Origin of the sequence: Spongiibacter marinus, assembly GCF_016906995.1 — a bacterium.
GTDB lineage: Bacteria > Pseudomonadota > Gammaproteobacteria > Pseudomonadales > Spongiibacteraceae > Spongiibacter > Spongiibacter marinus.
This window is the reverse complement of sequence record NZ_JAFBBD010000008.1, coordinates 219,199-233,095: the sequence shown is the minus strand read 5'-3', so window position 1 is coordinate 233,095 and position 13,897 is coordinate 219,199. Positions and strand designations below refer to the sequence as shown.

12 protein-coding genes are annotated in these 13,897 nt (G+C 54.0%); 1 reads left to right on the top strand and 11 read right to left on the bottom strand.

Annotation, left to right across the window (positions count from 1 at the left end):
• Positions 1–24 precede the first annotated feature (24 nt).
• The 5 genes from HNR64_RS13835 to HNR64_RS13815 form a co-directional block, all read right to left on the bottom strand.
• Entirely contained in the window at positions 25–1,674 is a 1,650-nt protein-coding gene (locus tag HNR64_RS13835) for a sensor domain-containing protein (protein ID WP_204997020.1), read from the bottom strand.
• Positions 1,675–1,684: 10 nt separating this feature from the next.
• Complete coding sequence (locus HNR64_RS17490; RefSeq protein ID WP_204997019.1) at positions 1,685–2,878, bottom strand: ATP-binding protein; 1,194 nt, start codon at positions 2,876–2,878, stop codon at positions 1,685–1,687.
• A gap of 2 nt (positions 2,879–2,880) precedes the next feature.
• Positions 2,881–3,876 carry a DUF3369 domain-containing protein gene (locus HNR64_RS13825; protein ID WP_204997018.1) on the bottom strand — a complete coding sequence of 332 codons (996 nt, stop codon included), beginning with the start codon at positions 3,874–3,876 and terminating at the stop codon, positions 2,881–2,883.
• A complete protein-coding gene (locus tag HNR64_RS13820) occupies positions 3,869–5,086 on the bottom strand; it encodes a sensor histidine kinase (RefSeq protein ID WP_204997017.1) in 1,218 nt (405 codons plus the stop codon). Before HNR64_RS13820 ends, HNR64_RS13825 begins: the two co-directional genes overlap by 8 nt.
• A 149-nt stretch (positions 5,087–5,235) precedes the next feature.
• Entirely contained in the window at positions 5,236–6,558 is a 1,323-nt protein-coding gene (locus tag HNR64_RS13815) for an ABC1 kinase family protein (protein ID WP_204997016.1), read from the bottom strand.
• A gap of 176 nt (positions 6,559–6,734) precedes the next feature.
• Between HNR64_RS13815 and HNR64_RS13810 the strand changes: the two genes are divergently transcribed.
• The gene (locus HNR64_RS13810; protein ID WP_204997015.1) at positions 6,735–7,565 is read left to right on the top strand and encodes an acetoacetate decarboxylase family protein; all 831 of its coding nucleotides are present in this window, start codon (positions 6,735–6,737) and stop codon (positions 7,563–7,565) included.
• Here the strand turns inward: HNR64_RS13810 and HNR64_RS13805 are convergent.
• From HNR64_RS13805 to HNR64_RS13780, 6 genes are all read right to left on the bottom strand, one after another.
• Positions 7,555–8,226, bottom strand: coding sequence for a MarC family protein (locus HNR64_RS13805; RefSeq protein WP_338061860.1), 672 nt, complete (start codon positions 8,224–8,226; stop codon positions 7,555–7,557). The two genes, HNR64_RS13810 and HNR64_RS13805, sit on opposite strands and share 11 nt — an antisense overlap.
• Positions 8,219–9,247, bottom strand: coding sequence for a quinone-dependent dihydroorotate dehydrogenase (locus HNR64_RS13800; protein ID WP_204997014.1), 1,029 nt, complete (start codon positions 9,245–9,247; stop codon positions 8,219–8,221). Before HNR64_RS13800 ends, HNR64_RS13805 begins: the two co-directional genes overlap by 8 nt.
• A 69-nt stretch (positions 9,248–9,316) precedes the next feature.
• On the bottom strand, positions 9,317–9,946 hold the full coding sequence (locus HNR64_RS13795; RefSeq protein WP_204997013.1) for a phosphoadenosine phosphosulfate reductase domain-containing protein: 630 nt from the start codon (positions 9,944–9,946) through the stop codon (positions 9,317–9,319).
• A gap of 133 nt (positions 9,947–10,079) precedes the next feature.
• The gene (gene pepN, locus HNR64_RS13790) at positions 10,080–12,731 is read right to left on the bottom strand and encodes an aminopeptidase N (RefSeq protein ID WP_204997012.1); all 2,652 of its coding nucleotides are present in this window, start codon (positions 12,729–12,731) and stop codon (positions 10,080–10,082) included.
• Between the two features lie 25 nt (positions 12,732–12,756).
• On the bottom strand, positions 12,757–13,599 hold the full coding sequence (locus HNR64_RS13785) for a DUF2797 domain-containing protein (protein WP_239547854.1): 843 nt from the start codon (positions 13,597–13,599) through the stop codon (positions 12,757–12,759).
• Positions 13,599–13,871, bottom strand: a complete 273-nt coding sequence (locus HNR64_RS13780; RefSeq protein ID WP_027872841.1) for a YeaC family protein — start codon at positions 13,869–13,871, stop codon at positions 13,599–13,601. The genes HNR64_RS13785 and HNR64_RS13780 overlap by 1 nt, the downstream gene beginning before the upstream one ends.
• Between the last annotated feature and the right edge of the window lie 26 nt (positions 13,872–13,897).

The following is a 13,897-nucleotide window of genomic DNA, read 5'->3' as shown; positions in this document are numbered from 1 at the left end:
GGAATTTCAGGCAAACCGGGCTTATCAGGAGTTCGCCTGTGCCCTGCCATCTAACAGCGGCGCTGGGCGACCGTGCAAATACCCCTGACTAAAATCGACACCTAAGTCACGCAGCTTGTCTTGCACTGACTCTCGCTCGACAAACTCCGCAATAGTCCGCTTGCCAAGCACATGACTGATGTCATTGATAGATCGAACCATGGCCTCGTGCACGGGGTTGGTGTCCATATCGTGGACAAAGAGCCCATCTATTTTGACAAAATCCACCGGCAGCTCTTGCAGATATCCGAAGGACGACATGCCCGTACCAAAGTCATCGAGTGCGAACTGCCCTCCCAATTCATGCACGCGCTCAATAAAGCGCGTCACTACTGAGTAATTGGTGATCGCAACCGTTTCAGTAATTTCGAAACAAATCAGCCCCGGATCAACATGACCACGGCGAAGTTTTCTATAGACAAACTCAAGGAAGGCTTCCTGACACAGTGACTGCCCGGAGATATTAACCGAAAACATATTTTCGCCAGGCTTTAACTGTGGATTCGCGCGAAGGTATGCAATGGCGGCATTGACAACCCATCGGTCCACCTGCGGCATAAGGCCAAAGCGCTCCGCCGCTGGCATGAATTGCCCCGGGCTGAGCAGCTCGCCTTTGTACTTCATGCGAAGCAACAACTCACTATAGCTTAGCGCTGAGGTGTCATCACCCAGCGATACGATGTGCTCGCGCACCAGACAAAAGTCGTCGTTGCTCAGGGCTTCGTTTATACGGTGCACCCAATCCATCTCGTCATGCAGGCGACTAAGGTTTTTATCTTGCACATCGTATATGTGAACGCGATCTCGGCCATTATCCTTAGCGGAGTACATCGCCAAATCGGCCTGACTCATCACGGTCTGACGTTCCAGGGAATACTGGTCAATAAGGACAACGCCAATACTTACCGATACACGGTGGCTGATATTGCCCCAGTTGAAATTGATGCGCTTAACGGCCTTAACCAAGCGCGTGGCAATAGCGCGCGCTTCAAACGCGTCAACATTGCTCAACAGCACACCAAACTCGTCGCCCCCTAAACGGTAAAGTAGGTCGCCGGTAAACAATTCATCTTGAATACACTCCCCAACCACCTTAATCAGGTTGTCACCCGCGCCATGCCCACTGGTGTCATTGACCAGCTTAAACTGGTCAATATCGATGTAGAGCAATGCATGAGTGCGGGAGCTGGTGGCAGCATCATTCACCAAGTTATCAATGCGGTGCTCGAATTCCTTTCGTCCTTCCAAAGAGGTTAATGGGTCGGCACCGGCGTTGTCGAGATTCGACAAGGTATGAGATGCAAGCATGAGACTGTAACCCACTTGCTCTCCCGCCCCATCGTGGACGGGCGACACACTCGCCGCTAGCTCGGCTTCGTGCGCGCCTCCCTCTGCCGATAAACGCAGTCTCGCCTCATGATTCTGCGCGCAAAGGTCCTTCAGCGAGGCCGCCGTTAACATGCCGCCGGCCTCATCCTTTAACCCGAGCGCTTCGCTGACCGGCTTGCCACACACATTGCTACTCTTTACCGCTAATAGCTGCTCAGCCGCGGGGTTGAGATAACAGATATTAACCTCGTCATCCGTGCACAGTATCGCCTGTGAGAGGCCCGAAACGATCCAGTCAGCACGCATCGCTCGCCCCTTACTCGCTTAGAGGGATGGTGAAGTAAAATGTCGACCCCTTGCCGACCTCAGACTCCAACCAGATTTTCCCACCGTGCCAGCGCACGATTTTTTCGCATATCGCCAGTCCCACACCAGATTCCTTGGAGACACCCTCGGTGCTATCGCGATGGAACAGGTTGAACAAGCTACTGTGCTGCTCAGGACTGATACCTCGACCGGTATCCGTCACCGAAAACAACCAGTTCCGCTCGTGAGTAACGGCATTGATATAAATGTCCGGTGCATGACCTTCTGTGAAGCGAATGGCATTGCTGATCAGGTTCTGGAATAGCTGAACCATTTGCCGGTGGCAGGCGTGAATCGTGGGCAATGTCTCACAGTGGAGATTGGCACTGCTAGCGCGAAACTCAGCATCGAGATTCACCAACACCTCGTGGATCACCGCATTGCAGTCGACGGTTTCGCGGCTCTCGTTGAAACGCCCAACCGACGTCAGGGCAACGAGCTTATTCAACGCCGATTGCATTGCATAAATATTTTCCCGCATATCCATGACATCCTCGGCAATCGCAGCAGGCAATGCCTCCTGTTTTTGCGAGGACAGGCGACGAACCGTACCGACAACTTCGTTTAACGGCACCTGCAGATCCCTTGCCGCTAAGTGAGACAACTGCTCAATTTCATTGACCAAGCCGATAAGCTGGTGACGGCTTCGCGCCAGGGAAACCAGGTCGCGATAGGATGACAACGCCGTGTAAATGACAGAGAACAAACGGTCTTGAGTGAGCTCGGTTTTCGCGCGGTAGTCATTGATATCATAGACTTTGAGTACCCGCCTTTCCGGAGCCAGACCGGGCTGCCCGGTTCGCAATACAATGCGGACAAAATGATTGCCAAGGTCCTGACGAATATATTGCGCCACATCCAAACCAGCGCTGTCCGTTTCCATCACAACGTCCAGCAAAATAATTGCCACATCGGGGTTCTCGCGAATCATTGTCTTCGCTTCAGCACCCGAGTAGGCGCTGATAAACTCCAACTGCCGGCCGCCAAAGGTGAAGTCATGCAACGCCAAACGCGTCACCACATGAATTTCTTCTTCATCGTCGACAATCAGGATCTTCCACGTTTTTGACGCCTGATTTGGTGTCTGGCTCTCACCCTGTATCGTGGTGTCTGCCGCCAGCATTAGGGGGTCATCGATAGCCACTGTTATCTCCCACTCCCGTCATCGCCCTTTCCATCTCGCAGGCTGTCTATTAATTCCACGTTATCGTGCGCGATTGCCACGTTTCTTACAAAAAGCTCGATCATCTGGATATCAGGAACCGAAAAATTATCTCGCGCGGACACGTACAATAATTGCTCGGTTCCAGCCTGTGTTTGGTAATAGCTCACCCAGTAATTGTCGCCATAGTTATTGGACTTATTTTCAAAAGCAATTCGCAAGCGCTCACCGGTTAGTTGGTCGAAGGCGTCACAACTCACTTCACCCTCGAAATTGGTAAATTTACCTGCTGAGGCCAATATCTGTAGTTTACGCTCACGGGCTTCAGCTACGATGCCCGAGGCTCGAATCAGCATCGCATCACGATTTAGGTATAACAAAGCGATCATCTGCTCAAGCACACCGTCGTAAAAGGCATGCATTTGCCTGCGCTCAAAAATTGCCGCGGAGGCTTCGATGACCCGCAACAATCCACGTCGATTATTATCTAGCGCGCTGAGATCCCGGTAGGAACGCAGCGCGGTGTAGACGGTGGAAAATAATTTCTGTCGGGTAAGTTCGGTTTTTTCCTTGTAATCATTGATGTCGTAGCGCGTAATCACCTCGTGCTCAGGCGCCTGTCCCGCCTGCCCCGTGCGCAGGATGATCCGCACTAAGTTATTGCCGAGCTCTTCACGAATATAGCGTGCCAACTCCAGCCCGGCATGATCGGTTTCCATGACCACATCCAACAAGATCACGGCGATATCGTCGTGTTGTTGAAGTAGCGTCTGCGCTTCGGCAGCCGAATACGCACTGATCATCTGCAAACCGCGCCCGCCTAGTTCAAAATCCTCCAAAGCAAGCCGCGTGACAGAGTGCACGACTTTTTCATCGTCAACCACCAGCAACTTCCAGGGGTCACTATGTCTGCTGCTAGCCGCAGGACTATCGGCCGCCAGTTGTAATTTATCGTTTTCTTGCGACACGCTTTTATCCATTTTCAGTTTGCGCTCCCGGGTGGATATTCGCGGGGAAGCGGATTTTCACCTCCACACCACAACCAGGCTCGCTGTGCAATTCAATGCTGCCTAGCAATTGCCCAGTTACCAAATTGTAGACGATATGCATGCCTAAGCCGCTTCCGCCCCTGCCTCGCCGGGTGGTAAAGAATGGTTCAAAGACCTGCCCTAAGTGCTCTGGAGCAATTCCCCGTCCATCATCGCGATAGACCAACTCGACCTCCCCGCCATCGTGGCGAACATCCAGCTGCAGGTGGCCCTCCTCCCCTCTTTCATAGCCATGGGTAATGGAGTTCATCACTAAGTTAGTCAGTACCTGAGACAAGGCGCCCGGATAATTAAACACCCGGATATCATCATTAACTGACATGTCGTAGCGCAGCGAGGTGCCCTTAAGCTGGGGGCTCAAACTGCGCCAAACCTCAGACAAATACACCCCCAAATCAAATTCACGCAGACCATCCGCACTTTGATCAACAGCAACCTGTTTAAAGCTGCTGACCAGTTCCGCCGCGCGACTGAGATTACTGAGCAGCAATTCACAGTGCTGCTGGGTATTGTCGAGAAAGTCATTCAGCTCCCGGTGTCCCAGCTCGCCAGCCTGGTATTTATTGCGCACGTCGATGATTCGGCTACTCATACTGGACACTGCCGTAACACCAACACCTACCGGCGTATTGATCTCGTGCGCAACGCCCGCAACCAGTCCACCCAGGGACGCCATTTTCTCCGTTGTTACCAGCTGCTCCTGCGCCGCCTTTAACCGCCGCAGCGTCGCCGCCAGTTCAGCATTGCTTACCGCAACCTCGCTCACCTTTAGTTCGAGCTCACGCTGCGCAGCGACAAATTTGGCTTCTCTGGAGGCCATCGCGGCAAGCATCGCACTCAGCCCCTCACCCAGCTCCTTTAACTCGCCCTTGGGGACCTCCAAGCTAGGTGCCACGCCATTTCCCTGCTCAATATTTCGCAAGGTATTGGCCAAACGCAGCAACGCAGAGAAATGGGGACGACTCAAAACGTAAAAAGTGGCGTAACCGAGAGCCAAAGAAAGAAGGGAAAAAACGGTGATTTGCGCCAGATCGACATGCTGCTTTGCTAACACGAGCAAAATCGATAGCACGGCGACAGTGACGAGCAGAGCGATTAATGCCGATGCTCTCAACGTGAGGACTGGATAGCCGCGACTCAATCCACATCCTCCCTTCCGTTAACTGGTATGACTGCCCGCAAAGCCTATCTGCTTCGGCCTTTTATGTGACGTAGTTAACAGCGGCGGCGGCGCAAAAAATATCGTGTGTACTACCTACCCGATAATAGCCTTACCGTTAGCTAGCGGCGCTAAATGTTGAACATCATATCCACGCGTTCATCGCGAAATAAATCAACACCGGGTGCCAACAACTCCATATATCGATCAAAATACAGGAACTGCTTTAATAGCATCGTGAATGAACGCGGGAAACGAATTCCGTAGTTTCTGGCGATACCACCTAAGTCACTCAACAACGCGTTCACACCATCGCCCGTGTTGTTCTCCAATACCCGCACGGGGTCCAGCGCATTCAGGTTGGTAAATAGCGCGGTAATATCCTGCGTGAGCGCCTCTACATCCACCTCGTCGCGTGTGATACCAACGGCCACCATCGCCTCGGCCATCATTCGGTAGTTCTGCGAGCTTACACCGTTAAATAGCGCAAACATCGCCTGCCATGCCTCCGGCTGGATACGGCCCACCATACCAAAATCAATGAAGCCGACACGGCCGTCGTCAAGCAGCAGTAAATTTCCACTGTGCAGATCGGCGTGGAAGAAGGAACACTGAGTCAAACTGGCAAACCAGGTATTGAGGGCATTAAATAGCCCTTCACTGGGGTCTCTCCCGCCCAGAAGGCCTTGATCGGTTAGCGCACAACCATAAAGCCGTTCCATGGTCAGCACGCGCGCAGAAGATGCCTTCGGATAGGGTTTGGGCGCAGTCACCCGGTCATTGCCTGTTTCTACTAGAAAACGCCGAAAAACGTTAAGGTTCTCCGCTTCCTTGACGAAATCGCATTCATCGATCATCGACTGGTACATCTCTGCAACCAGCCCCGCCACCGCATCGCGATCTGTATTGGGAACAATCAGTTCGAGCACCCGCGTGAGCACATATACCGTATTCATGTCAGTCGTCAGTACAGCCCGAACGCCTGGCTTTTGCACTTTAACAACGACATCTTCGCCCGTTTTCAGGGTTGCCGCATGGACCTGCGCAATGGACGCAGACGCCAGCGCTGTTTCACCAAAACGCTGATAAACCTCCTCCAGCGGGCAACCCAGCTCCTGTTCAACGATCTGCCTGATCTTCGTGAATGGGATCGCCGGGGTTTGATCCAGGCAGGCCTGGAACTCATCGACATAATCTTTCGGGAAAATGGACGGTGAACTCGCAATGAACTGACCAAACTTTATGTACGTAGCGCCCAACGCTTCGAACAGCTCGCGCAACTCCGCCGGTTTCGGCTGGCGCCACTGAAGCAACCATTTCAGCGCCTGAGGGCACACGGTGGCGACCGTTTGCGCAAACCGCAGTGATCCGCGAAGCCCCAATTCCGCGATACCGATATTGCGGCCAGCGGAAAGCTCGGGAATCAGTGGTTTAAAGCGGGGAATTGTAGCCATCAATGCATCCTCTCTACCTGCGTGAGCACAGGGATCTCAGCGTTATTATCGCCTATTGCACTCCTGCGGCATAGCGAACAGCCCATGACAAAGTGCCATTACAGCACTGTAATGTCGTAACACTCATCGACTGGCTACAATCTAGCCACCGAAATAACAATAAACTGGGCTCAGACATGCAAGACACCGCTATCCACGCAACCGAACAAGAGGTTGAGGGCAAACACACCGACGATGTATGCAAGCACATTAGCGACGGCTGCTACGACATTAACGGTAAGCAGGTCGACCTGCCTGTGCTGGTTAACGACGCCGCTATGTTGATGAACATCTATACCGTAGACAGCCAAAAAGCGCAGGCATTGATAGCAGATACCGGTTTCAAAGTGGTGGAGCTCTGGCCTGGCAAAGCACTCATGCAGCTTCTTGCCGTGGATTATCGGGAAAACGATCTGGGGGACTACAACGAGGCGGCCATTGTCTTCCCGGTGCTAACGCCAGGAGAGTCGCAGCCATTGCCGGTTTTCGGCGCAATGTGGCGCGTTATGCGCGGCAAACTCGCCAACTACGTCTACAGAATGCCGGTAAACCAAGGCTTTACCACCCATGCCGGGCGCTATATTTGGGGCTTTCCCAAATGGGTTACCGATGTTGATGTGCACTTCAATGAGCACGAGGCACGCGCCCGCTTTAACGACGACGATCAACTGGTCTTCGAAATCAGTGCAAAAGCCGGTGGAAAGAGCAAAGCGCCGGCACAAGAAGCGCCATCGCTAGCCGTGCGCAACGGCAAAGCCTGGAAGACCGTGGGCATTACCGAAGGCGAAGGCCTGCGATTCAGCATGGGGGGAAACCCGCCTAGAATTGGCGAAGAGCACTCATTGGCGAAGACTTTGCGCGCACTGGGCTTACCGAAAAAACCGCTGTGTAGTGTGTCGATGGCACGCGCCAAACTTCGCTTTGAGGGCCCCGAGGCAGTGGCGATCGGCCAGCCTTTCAGCCGCTAATCTGCTGGGGCGCTGACACGGCGCCCAACAGACCACTTTGGGCAATGCCGTCAAATAGAAACTGCATTGCCAAGGCACACAACAGAACCCCAAACACACGGCTCACCATGTGCATACCGGTGACGCCAAGCAGTGTTTGCAAACGGCTCGCCAGCAATAGCGCCGCCAGTGTCACCAGTAACACCAATAGTAGCGCAAGCGCCACCGCGCCCTGCTGGAGATAATCTCCCTCGGCGTGGGCCATAAGCAGAATCACCGCGCCAATTGCTCCAGGTCCGGCAATTAATGGTGTTGCCAGGGGGAACACGGCAATATCTGCCTTCGCTTCCGCCTCTTTCCGCTCTTCTCGCGTTGTTGTGGTGGCGCCGCTGCCATTTGCCGCCACCATATCAATACCAATCAGCAGCAATAGCACACCACCGGCAGCCCGCAGCGCGGCAAGAGATATGCCGAGAATACTCAGAATCCACTCACCGAGCAGCGCGAAAAGAAACAAAATGACCGAGGCCACTAACACGCCTCGCGTGGCCGTCAGGCGGCGTTCTTTCGCATCCAGGTCCCCAGAGAAAATGGCGAACATCGCCGCGACATCAATGGGGCCGATTGTTGCGAAGAAGGTGGTAAACGCAACACTGAATGCTTCTAACACACCACTAGGCACGAGTGATCGCTCGCTTGGCGCCGCTCACCGCATCGCGAATCAATGCGGGGCCGCGGTAAATAAACCCGGTATACACTTGCAGCAGGGACGCACCCGCCGCCACTTTTTCGGCCGCCGACGCATCGTCACTAATACCGCCTACCCCGATGATGGGCAGACGTCCGGCCAACTCGTCGCTTAATATTCTCACCACCGCGGTGGATGCCTCACGCACGGGTGCACCACTCAAACCACCCGCCTCATCACCGTGGGGCAGCCCAGCCACCCGCTCACGGGCGATCGTGGTGTTTGTGGCGATCACCGCGTCGATGCCCGCTTCAACAAACGCCTTGGCAACATCTCGAACATCACCCTCAGCCATATCCGGTGCGATCTTCACCGCGATCGGCACATAGCGACCGTGCTCTGCTGCCAGCTCAGCTTGCGCACTCTTTAGCGCCTTCAACAGCTCGCGCAGGGGTTCACCAAATTGAAGGTCTCGCAGCCCGGGTGTATTCGGGGACGACAAGTTCACCGTTACATAACTGGCCAATGGATAGACTTTGCGCAGGCAATGCAAATAGTCATCTACCGCTTGCTCGGCAGGCGTATCTTTATTTTTCCCAATATTAATACCGAGCACACCGTCGTAACGGCTTGCCTTGACGGCGTTAACCAGCGCATCGACACCGTCGTTATTAAAGCCCATACGATTGATAATGGCCTGGGCGGCGGGCAAACGAAATAACCTCGGCAAGGGGTTACCGGGCTGGGCACGCGGGGTGACCGTACCCACTTCAATAAAACCAAAGCCCAGCGCTGCCAGTGCGTCGATATGGCGAGCATTTTTATCGAGACCCGCCGCAAGGCCAACCGGGTTGGGGAAGCGAATACCCATAACCTCAACAGGACACGATTCCGGCTTAGCACTGAGTACCGCGGTAAGACCCAGGCGGTGGGCAAGGTCTAACGACTTTAGGGAAAAATTGTGGGCAGTCTCCGCTGACAGGCGGAACAACAAGGGGCGAATCAACGAATACATGTGGGGGCCCTTATAAAATTTGGCGCCAGCATAGCGAAATGCGGCGCCGGGAAAAAGCCCGAGCCTCGATCACGCCGAGGTATGCAGACCACACTCGCGGTTTTCCGCGACCTTGGTGGGGTCAAAATAATGCTTGCAGCTGGGCAGCTGGTTCTCGGCCATATAGGCCTGAACGTCGTCTTCTGTCCAATAAAAAATTGGCGCCACTTTCAAGATGCCCCGCCCGTCCCAGGATAAAACGTCCAAACTTTGACGAAACGCCGTCTCTTCTTTTCGAATTCCGGTGAGCCAAATTTTCGGTTTAATCTCTTCGAAAGCACGATTAAACGGTTCAAGCTTCACCTGTCGCGTAAATTCGCGATGTAGCTCGGGGTTATCGTCCGGGTGTGGAATGCCCCCCATCAAGGCGTTGCGACGCTCTGCCGTCATTTCAGGGATATACACCTTCAAGTTGGGCTTTAGCAGCTTGATCAATTTTTCCGCCACGCGATAGGTGTCCGGCACGTTGTAGCCACTGTCGGCCCACACAATCGGCATGCTCGGATCCACATCGGTGATCAGCTTCAGCATCACAGCGGCATTCGGCGAGAAGCTCGTAGACGACATCGCCGGCTGCCCCAGCGATACCGCCCAGCGGATAATCTCTTCCGCGGGCCGGTCGCGCAGCTCTGCATTCAATGTGTCTATATCAATGTCCATGATCGTCTTCACTGCCAATATTACGGTTGGCAACTTTACCACATGATTGCAGAAAAACAATAAAAACCTATAAAAATCAGTCAGTTATAACAAATGCGAATATTGTTATAACAAAATCAATTTTTATAGCGCACTAGTCTTTCAGGCTTTTAGACACAACCTCATAGACATCGCTGCTCAGTTCCGGCTCTGCCAGAATACGCTCCAGCTGGCCCCTCATACGTTGTTGTACCTCAGGCGTATATTTCCGCCACTTGCTCAGTGGCCCCAATAACCGCGAGGCGATCTGTGGGTTACGCCGATTGAGTTCGATGACTCTGTCGGCGAGAAAGGCATAGCCTGCGCCGTCTTCGCTGTGGAAATTCACCGCATTTTGACCACAGAACGCCCCCACCAATGCCCGCACTTTATTGGGATTGGCGGCATCGTAGGCGGGATGTGACATCAATTCGACTACCCGCTCAAGGGTGCCGGGCAGGCGGCACATCGCCTGTACCTGGAACCACTGATTAATCACCAAGGGCTCGTGCTGCCAGTCTTGATAAAAGCGCTGCAAGGCGTCTGACTTGTAGGGCATATCGCTGTTTACAATCGCATTTAATGCCGCACTTCGGTCGGTCATATTACGACTGGTTTCAAATTGCTCGCGCGCCATTTCTGGCCCATGCGAGGTATACATCAAATAGGACAGCGCCGCATTTTTCAGGCTTCGGCGAGCAATTTGCTCAGCACTTGGTCGATAGGCCTCATCACTTGCACAACGGCGATAGGCCGCCTGCAGCGGTTCAACAAGCGCGGTAGCAATACCCTTGCGCAAGGCTTCACGGGCCTGGTGGATAGCATGCACATTGACCGGCGAAATCAACTCTGCCAAGTACGCTTCCGAGGGCAACTGCAACATCAGCGCTACCATTGCGGGGTCGAGCTGTGTGTCCTCTAAAAGTTGCTGGCAGGCATCCAGGTAATCTTGCGCAACCTCAGCGGCCTCTCCAGCAGCTTGCGCCGCAAGGGCATTGCGAATTTCCGCCAACCCGAGCTGCTGGCTGGCGTCCCAACGACAAAAACCATCGCTGTCGCTCTGCATGATACGCAACAGGTCAGCACGCTGATAATTCATGCTTAACTTCACTGGTGCCGAGAAACCGCGCAATAAACTGGCAACCGGCGACTCGATGACATTCTCAAAGACAAACTGCTGTTTGGCCTCGGTAACATCGAGCACCATCTCAGTGTTGTCCGCCGTCTCAGTATCTTGTGGCTGCCCCTTAAGCTGCAGTGGAAGCTGCCCTGCTTCGCCGAGTAAGGCCACTTTAAGAGGGATATGAAAAGGCGCCTTTTCCGCCTGCCCGGGCGTGGCAGGGCAGGACTGCGTAACGCTGAGCGTGTAGCGTTGGGCCTGCGCATCATAGTCGCCCTGCACTGAAAGCTGGGGAGTACCCGCCTGAGAATACCAAAGGCGGAATTGGCTTAGGTCCACGCCACTGGCATCTTCCATTGCCTTAACAAAGTCTTCGCAAGTAACCGCCTGGCCGTCGTGGCGCGCAAAATACAAATCACTACCTGCGCGGAAGGGCTCAGGTCCCAGCAAGGTATGAATCATGCGAACGACTTCGGCACCCTTCTCGTAGACGGTGACCGTGTAGAAATTGGAGATTTCAATAAACGAGTCGGGGCGCACGGGGTGGGCCATCGGGCCCGCATCCTCGGCAAACTGGGCGGTACGCAGCAGCGTAACGTCTTCGACGCGTTTTACGGTCGGCGATCCCATGTCAGCGGAAAATTCCGCATCCCGGAAAACGGTGAAGCCTTCCTTCAAACTAAGCTGAAACCAATCCCGGCACGTCACACGATTCCCGGACCAATTGTGGAAATACTCGTGGGCAACAACCCCTTCCACACGCTGAAAGCCTGCGTCGGTCGTCGTTTCCGGCTTTGCCAACACGCAGGAGGTATTGAAGATATTCAGGCTCTTGTTTTCCATCGCGCCCATATTGAAGTCATCAACGGCGACGATATTAAACAGCTCGAGATCGTACTCCCGACCATAGACCTCCTCGTCCCAACGCATCGCATTTTTCAGCGACTGCATGGCGTGATCGCACTTATCGAGGTCTTTCTCTTCTACATAAATATGCAGGGCAACATCACGACCACTCATGGTGGTGAAACTGTCGCTGATACGCGACAGCTTTCCAGCCACCAGGGCAAATAAATAGGCGGGTTTCGGAAACGGGTCGTGCCACACGCTGCGGTGAAGGCCGTTGTCGAGTGTTTCGGTAGCGGTGCAGTTGCCGTTGGACAGCAACACCGGGTAGGCATCCGCGTCAGCAATAATTTCTACATCAAACACCGACATCACATCGGGTCGATCCAGATAATAGGTAATTTTGCGAAAGCCCTCTGCCTCGCACTGTGTGCAAAACATACCGCTGGATTTATACAGCCCCTCCAGCGAGGTATTTTTTTGGGGATATATTCGCGTTTTGCACTCCAGCTCAAAGGCCTCGGGCACACGATGGATACAAAGCAGCTCGCCCTGTTGCTCCCAGTCGCCCTCGGGTAAAACATCCCCATTAATCGCCAGTGACAATAACTCCAGCTCAGCACCGTGCAACTCCAGGCTCTGCGAAGCCGTCTCCGCGGCGGGGTTGCGCCGCATTGTCAGGCGCGATGTTACCTCGGTAGAGCGCTCACCCAGGTGAAAACTGAGGGACGTTTTGTCGATCAGATAGTCGGGAACGCGATAGTCTTTCAGGTAAATCGTACTGGGCTGCGCGTCGCGCATACTGCTCTCCTCAAAGGCGGATGATCTACAGAGCCGGACTGCTCAACTCCAGCTGGTAACCGCCGTATTTACGAATATTAATCACACCGGTATCGAAGATCAGATACTGACCTTTAATTCCCATTAAGGTGCCTTCTGCAAGGGGGACTTTGTCGAGATTAAATGACTTCACCTTGGTGGGATATTCCACCACGGGATAGCGAATATGCTGAACGTCCGCATCATCGATGGTTTGGATAGCCTGCAGACCGAAGCGCTTCTGCAGTGCGTCGATCTCGTCGCCACAGACTTCCGCGAGCTGGTCGCGGCGCGCGTACAGGTCCTGTTCAGGAGGGGTGCCCTTCAACATCGCCTGCCAGCTGGTTTTATCGGCCACATGCGCCTTGTAAGCGCTTTCGACCAGGCCGGACTGCAATCGATTGCTCACCCGAAAAATCGGCAGCGCCGCCACTGCACCTTGATCGATCCAGCGCGTCGGTAGCTGAGTACCACGGGTGATTCCCACCTTCACCCCCGACGAATTCGCCAAGTACACAATGTGGTCGATCATGCAGTGCGCTTCGCCCCACTCAGGCTCTCGGCAACTGCCTTCAAAATAGTGGCACTTTTCGGGGCTGACAATACAGCTGTCGCACTGCGCCAGGCGCTGAAAACAGGGATAGCAGTACCCCTGGCTGAAACTTTTCTTGGACAAGCGGCCGCAGTGCACACAGTGAATTTGCTGTTGGTAGGCCAGCGTCAAACGACTGCCAATAAGCGGATTCATTGGCACCGACTGCTGCCCCAGCGTCAGCGTGTACTGGGCTTCGTTATCTTCCAGAGCGGTACGCATTTTCGATGCGGCCCCGGCTACATTCGATAAAGCCATCAGGAGTCGGCCCACTTTATCGGCTTTTCAGCGCCATTATCGCCGTGTCCGTCGCAGCTATCCCCCTCGGATTTACTGCCTTTATCAATGTACCCCACCCGCTGCTCTTCGGGCTTGCGGCGGTGGTCGTAGGCGATAACCGCATCCATACAATGCGCTCGCTGCTCGTCGGTTAACACGCGGCCATCCGGCCATTTGCCAATTTCCAGCGCGCGCTTAAGCGAGGCATAAATTGCCGGATCCAAGTTATCGATGAGTTTTTCAAAATCCATAGCGCCCTCCACAGGCCGCTCGTGAA